The organism is Pseudomonas sp. FW305-28 (genome assembly GCF_017351395.1).
In the GTDB taxonomy this organism is placed as follows: domain Bacteria; phylum Pseudomonadota; class Gammaproteobacteria; order Pseudomonadales; family Pseudomonadaceae; genus Aquipseudomonas; species Aquipseudomonas fluorescens_AA.
Genome location: NZ_JACNDD010000020.1, coordinates 14017 through 32879 on the forward strand (window position 1 = coordinate 14017; position 18863 = coordinate 32879).

General features: G+C 58.8%; 16 protein-coding genes. 11 read left to right on the top strand and 5 right to left on the bottom strand.

What is annotated here, in order from left to right:
• The first annotated feature begins 100 nt into the window (after positions 1-100).
• The 6 genes from J4E53_RS07155 (at position 101) to J4E53_RS07180 (ending at position 8307) form a co-directional block, all read left to right on the top strand.
• Positions 101-3100 (top strand): molybdopterin cofactor-binding domain-containing protein, encoded by a 3000-nt coding sequence (locus J4E53_RS07155; RefSeq protein WP_060742346.1) that lies wholly within the window; start codon positions 101-103, stop codon positions 3098-3100.
• A complete protein-coding gene (locus J4E53_RS07160) occupies positions 3097-3903 on the top strand; it encodes a xanthine dehydrogenase family protein subunit M (protein ID WP_060742345.1) in 807 nt (268 codons plus the stop codon). The genes J4E53_RS07155 and J4E53_RS07160 overlap by 4 nt, the downstream gene beginning before the upstream one ends.
• A 2-nt stretch (positions 3904-3905) precedes the next feature.
• The gene (locus J4E53_RS07165; RefSeq protein WP_060742344.1) at positions 3906-4406 is read left to right on the top strand and encodes a (2Fe-2S)-binding protein; all 501 of its coding nucleotides are present in this window, start codon (positions 3906-3908) and stop codon (positions 4404-4406) included.
• A 5-nt stretch (positions 4407-4411) separates the two neighbouring features.
• Entirely contained in the window at positions 4412-5950 is a 1539-nt protein-coding gene (locus tag J4E53_RS07170; protein ID WP_060742343.1) for an AMP-binding protein, read from the top strand.
• Between the two features lie 19 nt (positions 5951-5969).
• On the top strand, positions 5970-6773 hold the full coding sequence (locus tag J4E53_RS07175) for an enoyl-CoA hydratase/isomerase family protein (RefSeq protein WP_010459412.1): 804 nt from the start codon (positions 5970-5972) through the stop codon (positions 6771-6773).
• A 181-nt stretch (positions 6774-6954) separates the two neighbouring features.
• A complete protein-coding gene (locus J4E53_RS07180) occupies positions 6955-8307 on the top strand; it encodes an MFS transporter (protein WP_060742342.1) in 1353 nt (450 codons plus the stop codon).
• On the opposite strand, the gene J4E53_RS07185 is transcribed toward J4E53_RS07180, so the two are convergent.
• On the bottom strand, positions 8300-9085 hold the full coding sequence (locus J4E53_RS07185) for an alpha/beta fold hydrolase (protein WP_060742341.1): 786 nt from the start codon (positions 9083-9085) through the stop codon (positions 8300-8302). The genes J4E53_RS07180 and J4E53_RS07185 overlap by 8 nt on opposite strands.
• Before the next feature lie 89 nt (positions 9086-9174).
• On the opposite strand from J4E53_RS07185, the gene J4E53_RS07190 reads away from it, so the two are divergent.
• Both J4E53_RS07190 and J4E53_RS07195 read left to right on the top strand, forming a co-directional pair.
• Positions 9175-10146, top strand: coding sequence for an XdhC family protein (locus tag J4E53_RS07190; RefSeq protein WP_060742340.1), 972 nt, complete (start codon positions 9175-9177; stop codon positions 10144-10146).
• A 188-nt stretch (positions 10147-10334) separates the two neighbouring features.
• Positions 10335-11189, top strand: a complete 855-nt coding sequence (locus J4E53_RS07195; RefSeq protein ID WP_060742339.1) for an AraC family transcriptional regulator — start codon at positions 10335-10337, stop codon at positions 11187-11189.
• A gap of 103 nt (positions 11190-11292) precedes the next feature.
• On the opposite strand, the gene J4E53_RS07200 is transcribed toward J4E53_RS07195, so the two are convergent.
• Both J4E53_RS07200 and J4E53_RS07205 read right to left on the bottom strand, forming a co-directional pair.
• A complete protein-coding gene (locus tag J4E53_RS07200; RefSeq protein ID WP_060742338.1) occupies positions 11293-11583 on the bottom strand; it encodes a DUF6388 family protein in 291 nt (96 codons plus the stop codon).
• Positions 11584-11651: 68 nt separating this feature from the next.
• A complete protein-coding gene (locus tag J4E53_RS07205; RefSeq protein WP_060742337.1) occupies positions 11652-12395 on the bottom strand; it encodes an SPOR domain-containing protein in 744 nt (247 codons plus the stop codon).
• A gap of 588 nt (positions 12396-12983) precedes the next feature.
• On the opposite strand from J4E53_RS07205, the gene J4E53_RS07210 reads away from it, so the two are divergent.
• Complete coding sequence (locus J4E53_RS07210; RefSeq protein WP_081015430.1) at positions 12984-14765, top strand: monovalent cation:proton antiporter-2 (CPA2) family protein; 1782 nt, start codon at positions 12984-12986, stop codon at positions 14763-14765.
• Between the two features lie 3 nt (positions 14766-14768).
• Here J4E53_RS07210 and J4E53_RS07215 read toward each other — a convergent pair whose 3' ends face one another.
• A complete protein-coding gene (locus J4E53_RS07215; RefSeq protein WP_060742336.1) occupies positions 14769-15677 on the bottom strand; it encodes a LysR family transcriptional regulator in 909 nt (302 codons plus the stop codon).
• A gap of 110 nt (positions 15678-15787) precedes the next feature.
• Here J4E53_RS07215 and J4E53_RS07220 point away from each other — a divergent pair, with 110 nt between their 5' ends.
• Positions 15788-16795, top strand: a complete 1008-nt coding sequence (locus J4E53_RS07220; protein WP_060742335.1) for a zinc-binding alcohol dehydrogenase family protein — start codon at positions 15788-15790, stop codon at positions 16793-16795.
• Positions 16796-16873: 78 nt separating this feature from the next.
• On the top strand, positions 16874-17182 hold the full coding sequence (locus tag J4E53_RS07225; protein WP_060742334.1) for a putative quinol monooxygenase: 309 nt from the start codon (positions 16874-16876) through the stop codon (positions 17180-17182).
• A 54-nt stretch (positions 17183-17236) separates the two neighbouring features.
• Here J4E53_RS07225 and J4E53_RS07230 read toward each other — a convergent pair whose 3' ends face one another.
• Complete coding sequence (locus J4E53_RS07230; RefSeq protein ID WP_060742333.1) at positions 17237-18220, bottom strand: LLM class oxidoreductase; 984 nt, start codon at positions 18218-18220, stop codon at positions 17237-17239.
• Positions 18221-18863: the final 643 nt, after the last annotated feature.

Sequence of the window (18863 nt, forward strand, 5' to 3'; positions counted from 1 at the left end):
CGCAGAACTCCCTCTCCCCAGGCAAGGCGCTCCCTGCGCCTTTCTCACACACTCGGCTCTAACGCTATCGCGCTGCACAACAACAAGAGCCGCGAAAAAAATGACTAGTTTCCAGCCTGCTACCGAAAGCCAGACCGGCCACATCGGCGCCCGTCAGACCCGTGTCGAGGACGCCGCATTGTTGCGCGGCCTCGGCTGTTATGCCGATGACGCTGCGATCCCTCCGGGAACGCTACACGCGGCGATCATCCGTTCACCCCACGCTCATGCACGGATCACCTCGGTGGACTTTTCCAGTGCGCTGCTGATGAAAGGCGTGCACGGCGTGCTGGTCGGCGAAGACGTCAAACGCTGGGCGCTGCCGTTCCCGGTGGGTGTGCGGCAGCCGATGGAGCACTGGTGCGTCGCCGTTGACAAGGTACGTTACGTCGGAGAGCCGGTGGCCGTAGTGATCGCTGAGAGCCGCTATCTGGCCGAGGACGCGATCGAAGGTGTGCGCGTTGAATACGAGCCGCTGCCACCGATCATCGATCCCGAACGGGCCACCGCCGAACAGGCGCCGATCCTGCACGAAGCGGTCGGCAGCAACGTGGTCAACGAACGGCGCTTTCGTTATGGCGAGCCGGAGCAGGCCTTCGAGCAGGCGCCGCACAAGGTCTCGCTCAAAGTGAAGTTTCCGCGCAGTTCCTGCACGCCCATTGAATGCTACGTGGTGCTGGCTCAGTACGAGCGCGCCACCGGCATTTATGACGTGCTGGCCAATTTCCAGGGCCCCTATGCGTTGCACACGGTCATGGCCAGGGCACTGAATGTGCCCGGCAACCGCCTGCGTTTGCGCACACCGAAAGATTCCGGCGGCAGCTTTGGCATCAAGCAAGGGGTTTTCCCTTACGTGGTGATGATGGGCCTGGCGTCACGCAAGGTCGGTGCACCGGTGAAGTGGGTCGAGGACCGTCTGGAACATCTTCAGGGGGCTTCTTCGGCGACCAATCGGGTGACCGAAATTGAAGCGGCGGTAGAAGCGGATGGCCGCATCACCGCTTTGCGATATGACCAGATCGACGATTGTGGTGCCTACCTGAGAGCGCCTGAACCGGCGACTTTCTACCGGATGCACGGCAACCTGACGGGCGCCTACGCGATCCGCAATTTGCAAGTGCGCAACCGAGTGGTGCTGACCAACAAAACCCCTTCCGGCCTGAACCGTGGTTTTGGTGGCCCACAGGTGTATTTCGCCCTTGAGCGTCTGATGCAACACATCGCCGTGCAGTTGAAGCTTGATCCGTTGGACGTGATCCGCCGCAACCTGGTGCCGGCCGATGCCTTCCCTTATCGCGCGGCCGCCGGTGCGTTGCTCGATTCCGGCAATTACCAGGCAGGCATTGCCTTGGCGGCGGCTGACGGTGGACTCGACGAGTTGCTCAAACGTCGTGATCAGGCGCGTGCCGAAGGCCGGATCTACGGCATCGGTTATGCCGCCGTCATCGAGCCTTCGATTTCCAACATGGGATACATCACCACCGCGATGACACCCGAAGAGCGGCGCAAGGCCGGTCCGAAAAACGGCGCTGTCGCCACCGCCACCATCAACGTCGGCCCATTGGGTGACGTCAGTGTGCACGTGTCCTCGGCACCCCAAGGGCAGGGCCATCAAACCACCGTCGCTCAGGTCGTCGCCGAAGTGCTTGGGGTTGCGCTGGAATCCATCGTGGTCAACGTCGAGCTGGATACCCAGAAGGACGCTTGGTCGATTGCCTCGGGCAACTATTCCAGCCGCTTCGCCGGCGCTGTGGCCGGTGCCGTCTACAAGGCGGCGCTGAAGATCCGCGATCGCCTCGCCGCGATTGCCGCCGAGCAATTGCAGGCCAGCCCCGAAGATATTCGTTTCGCGGGCGGCAAGATTTTTGTGGTCAATGGCGGGGCGGTCGCGCCATTCCATCGGATAGCCGGTGCGACCCACTGGTCGCCGGGCCTGCTGCCGGAAGGTGAAAGTGGCGGTCTGCGCGAAACCGCGTTCTGGAGCCCGCCGCAATTGGTGGCCCCGGACGACCAGGATCAGGTCAACAGCTCGCTGTGCTACGGCTTTGTCTTCGACATCTGTGGTCTGGAAATCGACCGCATGACCGGCGAGATCCACATCGATCGCTACGTCACCTGCCATGACGCCGGCCGCCTGCTCAATCCGGCGCTGGTCGATGGCCAGATTCGTGGTGGCTTCACCCAAGGACTCGGCGCGGCGCTGATGGAAGAGTTTGCCTATGGCGAGGACGGCAGCTTTCTTTCCGGGACCTTCGCCGATTATCTGGTGCCCACCGCACCGGAAGCGATCGAACCGGTGATCCTGCACATGGAAACGCCATCGCCATTCACCCCGCTGGGCGCCAAGGGTGTGGGCGAGGGCAACAATATGAGCACGCCGGTGTGCATCGCCAACGCGGTGGCCGACGCCCTCGGTCGCTCGGACATCCGTCTGCCGCTGACACCATCGAAAGTACGCACGCTGATCGGGATCGACGAGCCGCCACGGCCCGCCGGTATGGAGCCCGATGAAGACCTGGACGCAGCACCTGCCGGTGGACCGGCACTGCGGGCCAACGACTCGGTGGTGATTCCTGCCTCGCCGCAACAGGTGTTCGATACCTTGCTCGACCCGCAGACGCTGGCAGCGATCATTCCCGGTTGCCACGACCTCGTGCTTGAAGGCGAAAACCGTTACCGCGCAGACGTCACCGTCGGCGTCGGCATGATCCGTGCGCGCTTCGAGGCCAAGGTTGCCCTGAGTGATCTGGACCCGCCGCATTCATTGCGTCTGTCCGGTTCCGGCAGCAGCTCCATGGGCTCGGCCCAGGGCCAGGCCAAGGTGCGTTTCGTCGAACTGGAAAATGGCCACACACGTCTGGAATACCAATACCAGGTGGCGGTCAGCGGCAAAGTCGCCGCGGTCGGCGGCCGAATGTTGCAAGGGGCCTCGAAAGTGATCATCGGACAAATCTTTACTCGCCTGTCGCAACGGGTCAGCGGCCAAGCCATCTCCACCAGCTGGTGGGCGCGATTGCGGGCCTCGCTTGGCGCAATGTTTGGCAAGGGAGGTGCGCAATGAAACCGGCTGCTTTCGATTACGTTCGGGCTGACACCCGTCGTCAGGTGGTTGAGTTGCTCGCCGAGTACGGTCAGGAGGCTCGCATCATCGCCGGTGGCCAATCGCTGATGGCGGTGCTGAACATGCGCCTGGCTCAGCCCAAGTTGCTGATCGACATCAATCATGTGGCTGAGCTGGCCTATATCGAACTGCGCAAGGATTGTCTGGCGGTAGGCGCCGGGGTACGACAGGCGCAGTTGCTGGCGCGTTCAACCCTGATGGACGAGGTGCCTTTATTGGCACTGGCGATGCCCTGGATCGGTCACTTCCAGACGCGTAATCGCGGCACGGTCTGCGGTTCGGTGGCTCACGCCGACCCCAGCGCCGAGTTGCCGCTGTGCCTGGTGACGCTGGGCGGCGAGATCGTTCTCGAGTCGAAAAAAGGCAAGCGCATCGTCAAGGCTGCCGACTTCTTCCAAGGCATTCTCACCACCGACAAGCGTGCGGATGAACTGGTCGTCGAGGTGCGTTTTCCGCTCAAACGCGAAGGCATCACCTATCGCTTCCGCGAAATCGCCATGCGCCACGGCGACTTTGCAATCGTCTCCCTGGCCGCGGCCATCGGCGCGGACCAGGTCGAACTCGGCATCGGCGGGGTCGCTGACCGTCCGCAACGTCGCAGTCTGCCTCGTGGTGCGGGGCTGCCGGACGCGCTCAATCAAACCGCCTGGTCGCTCGACGCACAAGACGACGTGCAGGCCAGCGCTGCCTATCGCCGCCAACTGATTCGCGAGCTGGGTCATCAGCTGATCGAAGGAGTCTGAACATGCGTGTAACTGCCGACCAAACCTTTCCGATTCGCCTGGAACTCAATGGCCGCTCCCGCGAAGCCCTGGCTGAACCGCGGACCCAACTTTGCGACTTTCTGCGCCACGACCTCGGTGCCACCGGTGTCCATGTCGGATGCGAACACGGTGTCTGCGGTGCCTGCACGGTGCTAGTGGACGGAGTCGCCATGCGTTCCTGCCTGATGCTCGCGGTACAGGGGCACGAGCGGCGTATCGAGACCGTCGAGTCGCTGGCTGACGACGACACACTGAGCGACCTGCAACAAGCCTTTCGCCGTCATCACGCCTTGCAGTGCGGCTTTTGCACTGCGGGCATTCTCATGTCCTGCGTGGACTTCCTCGAACGGATACCCAACCCGGACGAGACCCAGGTACGCGACATGCTTTCGGGGCATCTATGTCGCTGCACGGGTTACACCGGCATCGTTCAGGCCGTGCTCGAAGTCGCTGCCCAGCGCCAAACGAACAAAGGGGTATAACAAAAATGTTCGATCTCGGACGCAGTTTCCTCGCTGCCGTTGAACGCCGCCCGCACGCCGTAGCGGTCAGTGACGGTGCGTTGAAGAAAACCTATGAAGAATGGTTCGTCGATATCCAGAGTGCCGCCTGGGGCTTGCAATGCCTTGGGCTGCAACGCGGTGATCGACTGTTGGTAGTGATGCAAAACCGCTGGCAGATGGCGACCCTGCATTGGGCCTGTCAGTTTGCGGGCATCGTCATGACCCCGTTGAACTGGCGTTCGACTGCCGAGGAACTGGGCTACTGCATCGAAGATGCGCAAATCCGTGCAGTGGCTTACGACGACGCGACCGTGACCGCCGTGGCCGGTTGCAGCGCCGCCACAAGGCTGCCACGGATCGCCACCGGTCTGCGTGCTGCCAACACCGACCTGAGTTTCGAGGAACTGTGTTCGCAGACCCCCTCCGGCATCATTTTGCAGGCCGACGCCGAAGATTTTTCACTGTTGCTGTATACCTCCGGAACCACCAGCAAGCCCAAGGGCGTGCCCCGTCGGCACCGTAGCGAACGCGCCGCGGCGGTTGCTCACGTCGCGCAAAACCTTTACCGCCAGGGCGAATGCACGCTGGGTGTCATGCCGCTTTATCACACCATGGGCGTGCGTTCGTTGCTGTCCATGGCGCTGATCGACGGACATTTCGTCTGTGTGCCGAAGTTCGACGTGGAAGCGACGCTGCAGGCCATCGAGCGGGAAAAGGTCAGCAACCTGTACCTGGTGCCGACGCTCTACCACATGCTCATCGAACACCCGGCCTTTGCCCGCGAGCGAGTCGCCAGTGTGGAGAAAATCGGCTTTGCCGGTGCGCCGATGAGCGACGGCTTGATGCGTCGTGTCGAGCAGGCGTTCCAGCCGCAGTTGTTCGTCAATCATTACGGCAGCTCGGAGATCTACACCTTCACCATCGACCAGCAAGCCAGCCGCAAACCCGGTTCGTCAGGGCGCAGTGCAATGAACCAGCGCGTGCGCGTGGTGCCGATCGATGCTGAAACGGCAGACGTGCAGGTCAACCCAATGGAGGAGGGCCAGATCATCGCCGACCTGGCGAGTGACGAGGCGTTCGAAGGCTACCTGAACCGCCCCGAAGCAACCGCCAAGGCATTGCGTGATGGATGGTATTTCACCGGTGACATCGGCTACTTCGATCTGGAGGGCGATCTGTTCGTCACGGGGCGTGTCGATGACTTGATCATCACCGGCGGCGAAAACGTCAGCCCGTCGGAAATCGAAAACATGCTCTCTCTGCACCCGGCAGTAGAAGAGGTGGTGGTGGTCGGTCTGCCCGACGAGCAGTGGGGCAAGATCATTGCCGCATTTATCAAGCTGCGCGCCGAGGTCTCGGAAGGCGACCTTGATGCCCATTGCATCGCTTCGGGCCTGGCCAAATTCAAGCGGCCACGGCGTTATCAGTTCGTCGATCAGATTCCCAAATCTCCAGTGGGCAAGGTGCTGCGGCGCGTGCTGCTGGCCGAATTTCAGGAACAGGCCTTGAAGGCCATCAGCTAATCATCCAGAGGACACTCCCATGCAACAACAAGCGATCCAGCAATTTCTCGACACTCAGTTCGATGGCTTCCAGGTTGAAGTCGATGTGTCCCGCGAGCGCGCCGACATCATCCTCAACCGCGCACCGTTGAACGTCATTTCCATGGGTCAGCGTGATGAACTGCGCCAGGTCTTCGAAGCACTCGATGCACACAAAGGCGTGCGCGTCATCGTGCTGCGCTCGGTGGGTGAACACTTCTCCAGCGGTGGCGACATCAAGGGCTTCCTCGAAGCGTCGCCAGAGCACGTTTCCAAGCTGGCCTGGAACGTCGCGGCACCGGCACGTTGCGAAAAACCGGTGATCGTTGCCAACCGTGGTTACACCTTCGGCGTCGGTTTCGAACTGTCCCTGGCCTGTGATTTCCGCATTGCTTCGCAAACCACTCGCTACGCCTTGCCTGAGCAGAACCTCGGTCAGATCCCGGGCTCGGGTGGCTCTGCGCGCCTGCAGAAAATCATCGGCATCACCCGCACCAAACACATGGTAATGCGCGCCAAACGCATCACCGGCGACCAGGCCTACGCCTGGGGTATCGCAACCGAGGTCGTGCCGGATACCGAACTGGAAAGCACCGTCGACGCGTTGGTCGATGAACTGCGGCGCTTCTCGCCGTTGGCTCAGCGCACGGCGAAAAAACTGATCAACGACAACGAAGATGCGCCGCTGACCGTCGCGATCGAAATGGAAGGTCACTGCTATAGCCGTCTGCGTAGCTCCAAGGACTTCAAGGAAGGCGTTGAAGCGTTTCACAGCAAGCGTACGGCCGTGTTTATCGGCGAGTAAATCGTACTGGCGAGCGGGCCCGGGAGTATGTTGGTAACAGCGTACGCCTTACGGAGCAGGGCCTGCCGCCCCTTCAATGCAACTGAAAGGGCACATCAAGGTTTCACCGCTGACCTGCTGATTACTCGCAACCCGTGCACCGGGATGCAGAACGTTCGATCACCGTTTGTGTGAGGCAACCATGACTACGACAACAACAATAACTGCATCACCCTCCAGCGCCGCTAGCGATACACCACAGATTCCACCGGGCAAGGCCTTGCTCGCGGCATTTGCCTCGACATTCGGCTGGGCGCTGGATTTGTTTGACCTGTTCATTCTGCTTTATGTGGCACCGATTATCGGCCGCCTGTTCTTCCCCTCGGACACCCCGACATTGTCGCTGGCCGCGGTATATGCCTCGTTCGCCGTGGCGTTGCTGGTGCGTCCGCTGGGCTCGGCGATCTTCGGCGCGTATGCCGACAAACACGGCCGCAAGCGTGCGTTGATGGTGTCGATGGTCGGCGTCGGTATTTCCACGGCACTGTTTGGCGCGTTGCCGACCATTCATCAGGTCGGCATATTGGCCCCGATACTGTTTTTGGTCTTGCGGGTGATTCAGGGCATTTTCGTGGGCGGCATCGTTGCCTCCACTCACACCATCGGCACCGAATCCATCTCGCCGCGCTATCGCGGCTTGATGTCCGGGTTGATCGGTGGTGCCGGCGCCGGTATGGGCGCGCTGTTGGCGTCATTCACTTATCTGGTGTTGTCGGAGATCTTTCCCGGGGAAGAATTTGACGTCTGGGGCTGGCGCTTCATGTTCTTCTGCGGCCTGCTAAGCACGTTTTTCGGTCTGGTGATGTTCCGTTACCTGGAAGAGACCCCGGTCTGGCAGCAACTGCAACAAGCGCGCAAAACCAGGGGGCCGGCGGTAGTTGTCGTGTCGCCGCTCAAGCGTCTGTTCGGTCGCGAGTACCGCGGCGTGATGCTGGTCAATCTGCTGATTACGTTCGGAGGCGGTGCCACGTATTACCTGGCCTGCGGTTATCTGCCGACGTTGCTCAACGTGGTCGCCAAAGTGCCTCATGCGCAGACTTCGCAGATGCTCATGTACGGGTCGGTGGCAACCATTGTCGGCGCACTGGCCTTCGGTTACCTGAGCGACCTGATCGGTCGCAAGAAGACCTTCATGCTGCTGGGTGTGATCAATCTGGTGAGCCTGCCGATGATGTTTCTGGGTGTCGCCGAATCGGGTTCGCTGACCCGTACTGCGCTGTATTGCGTGGGTATAGGCTTCATAGGTGGGGCGATCATCGCGCCGATTCTGATCTTCCTCAACGAACGCTTTGCCACCGAGCTGCGAGCCAGCGGCACCGGATTGTCCTGGAACATCGGTTTCGCCCTCGGCGGAACCATGCCGACCTTTGTGTCCCTGGTCAGCGGCAGCCCGGCGCAGATCCCCATGGTGTTGGCGATGTTCGCCGTCGGTCTGTCGGTGATCTACCTGATCGGCAGCGTGGTGATTCCAGAAACCCAAGGCAATTTCAAGTAAAGGCGGGGAGGCGCTTCAGGAATTCGCAGATCAGCTGCAAGGTCTGCTCGGTCGCTTCGGTCTGGGGAAAGTGCCGACAGTTATCCAGCAACACACAGCGGCACGGTCCAGCGACCTGTCGCTGGATGACCACCAGTTGCTCGGGCGTGGCGTAGTGGTCGTCGCGACCCTGAATGACCAGCAGCGGCCTTTCGATACAAGCCAACTGCGCTTCGAGATCGTCCAGGGAAAAGTCCGGGTGCATCCAACTGTCGCTCCAACCGTGAAAAGCGCCGTCGACATTGGTCCCATGATGGCGTGCCAGGCGCTCGCGCAATTCGCCCTGATGCCAAGCCTCGGTGGTGTGGCGAATGCCATCGAGGCTCTCGGCCTCGACAATCACGTGAGGTGCCAGTGCGATGCTGCCCAACACGCGTGGATCGTTGGCGGCGGCATAGGCGAGGACGATGGATGCGCCGTCACTGTGACCGAGCAAGACCACTTGCGGCAGTTGCAAGGCATCGAGCAGTTGCCGCAGTTCACGAGGGCCGTCGCTGCTCAGGTAGTTCAGCGGACGCGGCAGGGTTACGGGGCTCGATTGCCCATAGCCCTGACGGCTGTAAGTGACCACACCGCAGCCGCTGGCCTGGGCCAGGCGCTGGGGGAAGTCTTTCCATTGGTCGGCGCTTCCGAGGCCTTCGTGCAGCAGCACAAGTGTCGGTCGCGATGGATCAGCCGCAGGGATTTGGCGATATTCCAGGCGCAGCGGTCCAAGTTGCAAAAATTGTTGTGGCGACATGTTGAATCAACGATTGACAAGATTGCTCGCAGGTTACCGTAAACGTAACCCTGCATGCAGCACCACGCTTTGCTTGAGGTACAGACAATATGCGTCATCTCGATGTTCAGGTGATCGACCAGGCACTGCAATGGGCTCGCGCCGGGCAGGCGCAGTGGCTGTGCACGGTGCTCTCCACCTATGGCTCGGCGCCGCGTGCGCCGGGTGCGATGCTGGTGACCAATGGCACGGGCGAACACGTCGGCTCGCTGTCGGGTGGCTGCGTCGAAGAGGAGTTTCTCGAAAGCCTGGCGCGCGGTGAATTACGCGAACCGGCACAGATCGTCAGTTATGGCGACAGCGTCGAGCAACGCCACCGTCTACGATTGCCCTGTGGCGGCGTGCTGATCGTGCTGGTCGAGCACCGCGCTGCCAGTCTCGAATGGATCGCCCACCTGGAGAGTCTGCAAGCAGCGTTGCTGGGTCAGCGTCGTCTGCTGCGTCACGTCGAACTGAGCAGTGGTGCCTTGCGCCTGGACCCGGACACCGGACACGGCAGCGAGCGGGTGCAAGTCGTCGACGAAAGCGTGCGCATCAGCGTCGGCCCGGCGTTACGACTGATTCTGGCGGGGCTCTCGCCGGTCGCCGAATTCTGCGCCAGTTTTGCCCGCGCCATCGGCTGCGAAGTCATCGCCTGCGATCCCCGGGAAGAGATGCTGCAAGTACATCTCGAAGGTGTGGAGATGCAACGCGTGCTGCCATCGATGTTCATTGCCGCCGGAGGTTGCCACGCGGCGACTGCGGTGGTGGCGCTGACTCACGATCCGCGAATCGATGACCTGGCGCTGATGGAAGCGGTGCACACTCCGGCGTTTTACATCGGCGCCATGGGATCTCAGGCAACGTCGGCCAAGCGCGCCGAGCGGCTGAAACGCATCGGTGGTCTGACGGATGAACAGATCGCCCGTTTACACATGCCCATCGGCCTCGATCTGGGCAGCAAGGCCCCGGCGGAAATCGCTCTGGCGGTGGTGGCCGATATCCTGCGCGTTTATCACGGCAAAGAACGCCATGCCTTGTAAGGCGGTTTTTCCGACGAACGTGGGGGCTGCGAAAGTCGAGGTAGACGCTCGGTCATTCGCGCGCGATAGTGGCCAGCCAAGTGTTGCTGAACCATGGACCGATCGACGGGCTTGAGAAATAGATAAGCGCCCCGATGATATGCATTGAGGCCGATAACAATATCGCTTCAAGCGAGCGGAGGAATCTGATGTCGATTGCCCAACGGGTTTTCCACGGCAGGTTTGGCCGGGTCGCCTTGCTGAATATGGATCATTCGCTGGTCACCCATACCCATTCCGAATGCCATGTGCTGGTCAAAGTGTCCGGCGAGGACACTTACTTCAACGTCAACGGTCGGCGGGTTCCGCTCAGCGATCGCACGGCGGTGCTGGTCAATGCCTGGGAGCCGCATTTCTACGATCCGCAGCCGGGTGCCGGTGCAACCGTCATCCTGGCGCTCTACATCGAGCCCGCCTGGCTGGCCACTGCCCAGCAGTCGCTGGCGCTCAGCGGTCGGCCGGACTTTTTTGCCCAGCCGTGCATCGAGCTGTCGAGTCGTAATCGCACCTTGGCCGACATCCTGGTCGCCGAAGCGCATGGCTGCGGGATCGTGCCGAAAGAGCGCATGGAATTCATGCTGTTCGACTTCCTGATCGAACTGATCGAGGACTTTTCCAGCTGGCGGCATTTGTCGCTAACGGGTGCGCCGAACTCAGCTGAGTTCCGGGACGCGCGCGTGCGCCGTGGCACCGCCTGGTTGCTTGAGCACCTCGATGATCCGAACCCGATCGACAATGCCGCGCGGGCTTGTGGTCTGTCGCGGGCGCACTTCTTTGCGCTGTTCAAGAAAGATACCGGCATGACGCCGACCCTGTTGCTTAACGACGCGCGCATGCGCCGGGCTTTTGCCTGGCTTGAGCGTGAGCGCAGTGGAACGTTGGGCCTGTTGTCGGAGAATCTCGGGTTCTCCGAGCAAGGTCATTTCACACGGTTTTTCCGTCAGCATATCGGAGCTTCACCCAGCCAGTATCGGCGTGTAGTGGATTGTTATGCGACAGTTTGAACCGAGAGGAGGGCGGGGGTATTGGGCAATACTCCCGCCGATGAAGTTAGTCTTTCATATTGAAACGAGCGGCTTTTATAGGCTGCGAAATTTGTAGAGTTTATTAATTGTCCAGAAAGTCATAAATCTCTTTCATGCGTTCTTCGCGCATCAACTCAAGTTCTTCCTTGGTTTCGGCTACCCACTGCAGCATGAAGTCCCAGCAATCGCAGTCGTGAGCCTCCGCTTCTGCTTCAAATGCTTCTTTCAGAAATTTAAGGCGATATTCTTCTGGCGAGAGCCCGCAGTTTTCAGCGAGGCTGTAGTTCAGCTCGCTGAGTTCAAGCTGGATCCATAAGTTGGCGCCCAGGAATTTCTTCAGGGCGAGTTCGGCTCTAAGTTCTTTTGCGATCATGAATACACTCTCGTGTCATAAAACAGGTAGACATTTTTTCGAGATCAGTAGCGCTACACAGGATTATGTCAATTTCCCGCCATCATCCATCCTCTAACACCATGACTTTCACTCAACTCTTTCACGACTCGAGCCGCATCCTGCTTCTGTTTATACGGGCCGATGACGACAAAGTTGTTTTCTTTACGCGCTACCGGCAACTCCAACTGCTGAATGGCTTTTACTGCGCGATGGCGGCTGGGTGTGTTCAATGCAATTTCGACCACCCATAGTCCGGATAAAGGCGTAGCTGAAGCTTCTTTTTTAGTGTGGAAAATGTAGCCGCCGCATGTCAAGCACGGGCGTTCCAGCGTGATTGGCGAGCCTGGTACGGTGCGAAAGACATGCCATTGCGGATCGATGGTTTTTTTGCGGGCGAAGAGTGCCAAGAGCAGGCCGGTAAAAGCAATCAGACCGCTGAGAATAATTGTCCATTTGTGCGCCTGTGTGGGTAATGAAGGCAGCGAAAGTACCGGTGTTTCGTCTGGCTTTTCAATCAAAAACTGTACGGCGTCAGCCTCCGTTGAGTCGGGTATCCGGAATTCGTTTTTCGCAAGGGGCGTAAGCCCGTCGGAAGGTTTTGTACTGAGGTCTGTCACAACTTTATTGGCGGTGTCATCGATGAGTTGTTCGAACTTTGCCACCTTTTTCTGAATGTATGAATTGTCGACGTTATTTTGACAAATTGGTCCTGTGGACGTGTAGGTCCATAGTAGTGCTGATAGTTGCCCAAAAACGCCAGTTACCAGGAAGCCCAAGCCAAGCTTTCGCACAACGGCCGTCTCCAAAGCAAGTGAATAGTTATTTTCCCCGTTTATTTCTGATAAACAGGGTTCTTTTGTTGATCCTGGGATTGTCTAAGTTCTTGAGCGCGTCAGTGTGTTCAAGCGCCAAAACTAGTTGGCTGTTTTTTGTTGTTTGAAAGAACATCGCGCTTGCACTTTATAGACTGTTGGTTGACGAAAAAGGCTCAGGTTGTCGAAAAAAAACCGTATCAGATGGGTGTGAGGAGCGATGCGTTAAAACACTTGTATTTAAGGTGAATGTCGTGGCCAAAGTGCCTTGTCCAATATTCAAGCCATGCCTACGCGTTCGGTATAAATGAAAGGATTTTTAGCCGGCCCTTTTGCGGTACGGAGAGGGAAAAGCTACTGAATTTTTTGTCACCCTTTCAAACGATGCCGGTGTCTGCACTACACTTCAGGTGTCATTCCTACCCTGGAGAGTTCTTGGTGAACCCTCCAGATATTGTGCTTGGTCCTGAAAAAATTGCGGGACTGAGCGCTGAGCTTTAAAGCTCTACTCGACACGCCTGGCCGTGGACGCATTACCGGTCCTGATGTGGGATGAGGGTCAATGCCATGGCCGTTGAAGGCAATGCAGGTCAATTATTTGCTGTCGTCACTTTGCTTGCCGCCGCCGTGGTGGCAGTGCCGTTGCTCAAACGCATCGGGCTCGGCTCAGTGGTCGGTTACCTGGCGGCAGGGCTGATCATCGGCCCCTTCGGACTGCAACTGATCAATAACCCCCACACCATCATTGAGGTGGCCGAGCTGGGTGTGGCGATGTTTCTTTTTGTGATTGGACTGGAGATGAAACCCTCGCACCTATGGGATCTGCGTCGGCAGATCTTTGGGCTGGGCAGCCTGCAGGTGGTGGTCTGTGCTGTTCTGCTCACTTTTGTCGGCATGGCTTTTGGATTCCCTTGGCAAGTGTCATTTGTCTGCGCAGCGGGTTTTGTACTCACCTCCACGGCCCTGGTTATGCAAGTTCTCTCGGAACGCGGTGACATTACCGAGTCGAGAGGGCAGCACGTCGTGTCCATTTTGCTGTTTGAAGACCTGTTGATAGCCCCTTTGCTGGCGGTGGTGGCATTTCTGGCGCCCACTGAGTTGGCGAATGGACACACGTCACCCCTTTGGCAACGCATAGGTACCGCAGCGCTGTCCCTGGGTGCATTGGTGGCCATCGGATTGTGGCTGCTCGATCCCCTGTTTCGAGTATTGGCCCATGCCAAAGCGCGCGAGGTAATGACTGCCGCTGCGCTGCTGGTTGTGTTGGGAGCAGCGCTGCTGATGGAAATCGGCGGTCTTTCAATGGCGATGGGTGCTTTCGTTGCCGGTGTGCTGCTGTCGGAATCCACATTTCGCCACCAGTTGGAGGCCGACATAGAACCGTTTCGTGGCCTGCTGCTGGGGCTGTTTTTCCTCGGCGTCGGCATGTCGCTGGATCTGCAAGCGATGGTCAGCGCGTGGAGGCTCATCATCTCTGGTGTGCTGGCACTGATGCTGGTCAAGGCCCTGTGTATTTATGCAGTTGCGCGTCTGGCGAAAAGCGGTCATCGCGACGCGCTGGATCGCGCCGTGCTGATGGCGCAGGGTGGCGAATTTGCTTTTGTGCTGTTTGCCGAAGCGCTCAAACTCAGGGTCATCGGTCCTGAAGTCAACGCCAACATGACGGCCATCGTGGTGCTCTCCATGGCGCTTACACCGGTGACCTTATTGCTGTGCAAACGGTTTACTCGCCCACAGCCCGTGTCCATGGACGGTGTGGAAGCCGCACACAATCTGCAATGCAATGTACTCATCATCGGTTTTGGCCGTGTGGGGCAGATTGCCTGCCAGGTGCCGCTCGCTCAGGGAGCAAAAATTTCTATCATTGATGTAAATCCGGAGGTCATCCGCGCCGTGACACCCTACGGTTTCAAGGTCTATTACGGCGACGGCGCCCGCCATGAAATATTGCACGCTGCCGGTGCCCATCACGCCCGCGCCATCATTATTTGTGTGGATGATAAAAAAGCCGCGACACGCATTGTCGAAAGTACGCGGCACTACTGCCCGCAGGTGAAAGTGCTGGTGCGCGCTTTTGACCGCGAACACGCGCTGGAACTGGTCGAACACGACGCCGACTACATAGTGCGGGAGACCTTTGAGGCCGCCCTGCTGCTCGGCCGTCAGGCCGTGGTGACGCTGGGTGCGTCTGAGCACGAAGCCGACGCGGTCATCGACGAAGTGCGCAAACGTGATGCCGAACGTTTTGCCTTGGAAACAGCGGGCGGCCTGTTTGCCGGACGAGCGTTGGTATTGGGGAATATTGAGCGCATTGATCCGCCGAACCATGAAGCGCGGGATGCTCTGTGAGCATCAATCGCAGTCATTCGGTTCACGGCGCTCCAGCGCAGAAAACTGACCACTCAACCACGTATAAAGCTGGGAAACGGCAGGGCTGATCTGCTTGCGATGCGGGCACACCAGACTCAACGGCGAAGCTTCGCCAGGATAATCCGGCAGCAGCACAAGCAGGCGCTCAGCGGCGATATCGGCACTGACATCCAGCCAGGATTTGTAGGCGATACCTTCACCGTCCAACGACCAGCGTCGCACGACATCGGCGTCATCGCTGAACAGTGGCCCCGAAACCTGCACGGTTTGCCCGCCCAGGTTCCACTTGTCGTAGACCCGGCCATTTTGCAGATAGAGCAGGCAGTGATGCTTGCCCAAGTCATCCGGCGTTTGGGGAGAACCGCAGCGTTTCACATACTCCGGCGAGGCAACCAGCACCCGCTGGTTCCACGGTGCAAGCGGCAGTGCCACGTAGTTGGCGTCTTCATTCGGGCCGTATCGAATCGCCACGTCCACCGGGTCGCGAAACAGATTGGCCATCTGGTCCGACAGGAAAAAACGCAACGTCAATTCTGGATGCTGACGGCGGAACAGCGTCAGCCACGGCAGCAGTATGTTGCGCCCCAGATCGGACGGCGCTGTCACTTGCAGTACGCCCCGCAGCGTGGCGTTCTCACCACGCAGGTTTTCCTTGCCTTGCTTCAGCGTCTCAAGCACGGCGTGGGCGGTGGGCAGATATTGCTCGCCCTCGGCAGTCAATCGCAGGCTGCGAGTGGTACGGGCGAACAGGCGCACATCCAGCTCGCGTTCCAGACGTTTGATGGCGGCGGCGACCTGACCGGGCAGAAGATCAGCCTCCAGCGCCGCTGCGGTGAAACTGCCCAGCGCGGCGCTGCGGATGAACAAACCAAGATCATCGATGCGGATCATTTTCACTCCTGCAGTGAAAGTGTTGGCGCATTCTGCTTGTTTTTCTATGTACGTGGGAAGTCGAAGATGGCTGCAAGTGAATGCACCAACCCTTCAGACAGCGAGTGTCCATGAAAGCCATCACCTTTACCGAACACGCATTGCCCATCGACAATCCACAAGCATTGATTGATATCAACCTCCCGATGCCCACGCCTGGTCCACGGGACCTGCTGGTTGAAGTTCGCGCGGTATCAGTGAATCCGGTCGACACCAAGGTGCGCGCCGGAACTTTCACAAAAGAACCAAAAATCCTCGGCTGGGATGCCACAGGCATTGTCCGTGAGGTCGGCTCTGAAGTGACGTTGTTTCAGCCGGGCGATGAAGTATTCTATGCCGGCTCGATTGCCCGCACAGGCAGCTACAGCGAATTCCATTTGGTCGATGAGCGGGTCGTCGGGCACAAGCCTCGTACATTGAGTGCAGCCGATGCGGCCGCGTTGCCGTTGACCTCGATCACTGCCTGGGAATTGTTGTTTGACCGGCTCGGTGTCGCCGAGGGTTCGGGGGAGGGCAAGTACCTGTTGATCACTGGAGCGGCTGGGGGCGTCGGATCGATGCTGGTGCAACTAGCCCGACAGATGACCCGCCTTACCGTCATCGGAACTGCCTCACGCCAGGAAACCGCTGATTGGGTGCGGCAGTTGGGCGCGCATCACGTGATCGATCACAGCCAGCCACTGCTCGCACAGTTGCAAGCGCTCGACGTGCCAGAGATCGACTATGTCGCCAGCCTGACTCACACCGAGCAGCACTTTGCACAACTGATCGAGGTGCTCAAGCCGCAAGGGCGTCTGGGTGTGATTGACGATCCCGAAAGCCTCGACGTGATGCCGCTCAAGCGCAAGTCGCTGTCGTTGCATTGGGAGCTGATGTTCACCCGCTCGCTGTATGAAACCCCGGACATGATCAGCCAGCATCACCTGCTCAACCGGGTCAGCGCTCTGATTGACCAAGGTGTTTTGCAAACCACCGTGGGCGAGCACTTCGGTGCGATCAATGCGGCAAACATGCGTCGTGCCCATGCGCTGGTCGAGAGCGGCAAGGCCCGGGGCAAGATCGTTCTGGAAGGTTTCTGATTTCACTCATCCAGCAGGCGGGCCCGCTTAACTGCCCGCGGCATCACTTTCCATTTTTTTATTGTTGGAGCGTTGACGGTGAATACGTCCAGTAACGTGTTGGTATCGATTGCCGTGCTCAAGGCCAAGGCAGGCAAAGAACTGGCATTGAAACAAGAATTGCTGGCGCTGGTCGAGCCGACCCGCGCAGAGCCGGGCAATCTCGACTATGTGTTGTTCAAGCTGCGTGACGAGCAGGGCACGTTCTACATGCGCGAGGCTTTCAGGGATCAGGCGGCGCTGGATGCGCATTTTTCGATGCCGTACTTTCTGCGCTTTGCCGCGTCGGCAGATGACCTGCTCGAAGAGCCGTTGCAACTGATATTCCTTGAACAAGTATCAGCCTGATGATTCAACCTGTTGAACCGTACCACCTAGGCCGGCAAGGAGGCGGCCGGCCTATTAACTCGTTTCAGGAAGCGGCTGTACTCCGAATTGCGGAACGATGTGAGTACCCAGCTCTTCAATGACTTGCGCAGCAGGGCGCTTTCCGTATTTGAGATTCAGGATAACGTGGTCCACTCCGATTTCCTCAAGCGACTCCAGCAAAAAACGGAGATGGTAGCGTCCAAGTTTGAACCCCAAATGAATGCGAGTGGGTGGCGTGGACGGATTCTCATCGAGGTCGATGTAGAGCGACTGAGTGAAGGGCTTATAGACGGAGCCACATTGCTTCATGACCTCCTGCCGCCAATCTTCCACGATCAGGCGCTGCATGTTCGGTATACGTGGATAGTTGATCCATCCGACGCTTTCGCGCGCGATCCAATCCAGTGACTGGCGACTATTGCCGGTCACGAGCATTGGAATGACATGGGTTGTGGGTTTCGGAATGAGGTCTGCGCCGTGCATCTCACCACTGCTCCAGCGGATGGGTTCAAAGCTGGTGCTGTGGGCTTGGCGAATCACCTCGTAGTGTTCTCGAAAGATCTCTCCGCGTCTTTCGGGATCGACGCCAAAAGCCGAAAACTCCACTGGGCGATCGCCGGAAGCTACCCCCAGAATCAAGCGACCTGCGCTCAACTGATCGACGCTGGCTGACGCCTTGGCCGTGTGCAGAGGATGGTGTAGAGGGATGGCAATGGAGGCGGTGCCAAGCGCTATCTCCGACGTGTGAGCGGCCATATAGCCCAGGTAAACCCAGGGGTCGAACAGTTGGCCAACATCACCGAAACCAGGGTCCCGAAGCGGCACGTCGCGGAACCAGAGCGCGCAGAAGCCCAGCGCCTCTGCTTGTTTGGCCAGTGCGACCTGGTTGAGCATGCTCGGAGTGTCCCCATCGAAGGCCTCCAAAGGAAAGAACAATCCAAGGCTCAAATGACCCTGTGTGAAGGTTCGGCTGAACCCTCGATGCTGCTGATAAGGAATCGTGCTCGGCCGATACATACTCATCTTCCTCAATGGGAGAAACGTGAACAGCGCCCCTGTTTAAGAGGTGCTGCGGCATCGGTCGCTTGGGAACGACAGGTGGGGTAATGGGTGCAGTCTTCGCCCGTTACGCCGTACGTGCTGGTCGGGTCGACCGGAGTGAGGGGCCAGTTGCTGGCAATACGCGCGGGCAGGTCCGGATTGGTGATGAGCGGACGGTCAAAATAATCAGATCGTTCCAGCCCGATACATCGCCTGAGCAAAAGCATGGAGACCATCCAGCAAGAGTAGACGGCTTTGCGGGGAACCGCCATGTTCGTCGTCCGGCTCGGTCCCCGTCACAGATGGTTACACCGCATTCTGGGCCTTGGGCGTCGTGATCGGCGCGCCGCGGGTTGCTATAGAGGACAGTCGTCAGGTCAGCCCGTTGAGCCTTTGGGTACTCGACCGACAATTGTGTCCGGCCCCAATCCTGAAATTCAGACGATAAGATAAATTTTCAGACCCCAACGCAAAACTCCATTTCCCCAGGCAAGGCACTCCCTGCGCCTTTCTCACACAATCGGCTCTAACGCTATCGCGCTGCATAACAGAAACAGGTGCGATGAGCGACTTTGGAACTTGCATTAACGATATTAACTTGATGCAGTCGGGGCAAGGT

Excerpts from the sequence above, each read along its gene's own strand:
- J4E53_RS07195 (WP_060742339.1), top strand. The coding sequence starts at position 10,335 with ATGTCGATTGCCCAACGGGTTTTCCACGGCAGGTTTGGCCGGGTCGCC.
- J4E53_RS07165 (WP_060742344.1), top strand. The coding sequence starts at position 3,906 with ATGCGTGTAACTGCCGACCAAACCTTTCCGATTCGCCTGGAACTCAAT.
- J4E53_RS07160 (WP_060742345.1), top strand. The coding sequence starts at position 3,097 with ATGAAACCGGCTGCTTTCGATTACGTTCGGGCTGACACCCGTCGTCAG.
- J4E53_RS07220 (WP_060742335.1), top strand. The coding sequence starts at position 15,788 with ATGAAAGCCATCACCTTTACCGAACACGCATTGCCCATCGACAATCCA.
- J4E53_RS07180 (WP_060742342.1), top strand. The coding sequence starts at position 6,955 with ATGACTACGACAACAACAATAACTGCATCACCCTCCAGCGCCGCTAGC.
- J4E53_RS07185 (WP_060742341.1), bottom strand. The coding sequence starts at position 9,085 with ATGTCGCCACAACAATTTTTGCAACTTGGACCGCTGCGCCTGGAATAT.
- J4E53_RS07200 (WP_060742338.1), bottom strand. The coding sequence starts at position 11,583 with ATGATCGCAAAAGAACTTAGAGCCGAACTCGCCCTGAAGAAATTCCTG.
- J4E53_RS07215 (WP_060742336.1), bottom strand. The coding sequence starts at position 15,677 with ATGATCCGCATCGATGATCTTGGTTTGTTCATCCGCAGCGCCGCGCTG.
- J4E53_RS07230 (WP_060742333.1), bottom strand. The coding sequence starts at position 18,220 with ATGTATCGGCCGAGCACGATTCCTTATCAGCAGCATCGAGGGTTCAGC.
- J4E53_RS07210 (WP_081015430.1), top strand. The coding sequence starts at position 12,984 with ATGGCCGTTGAAGGCAATGCAGGTCAATTATTTGCTGTCGTCACTTTG.
- J4E53_RS07190 (WP_060742340.1), top strand. The coding sequence starts at position 9,175 with ATGCGTCATCTCGATGTTCAGGTGATCGACCAGGCACTGCAATGGGCT.
- J4E53_RS07175 (WP_010459412.1), top strand. The coding sequence starts at position 5,970 with ATGCAACAACAAGCGATCCAGCAATTTCTCGACACTCAGTTCGATGGC.
- J4E53_RS07170 (WP_060742343.1), top strand. The coding sequence starts at position 4,412 with ATGTTCGATCTCGGACGCAGTTTCCTCGCTGCCGTTGAACGCCGCCCG.
- J4E53_RS07155 (WP_060742346.1), top strand. The coding sequence starts at position 101 with ATGACTAGTTTCCAGCCTGCTACCGAAAGCCAGACCGGCCACATCGGC.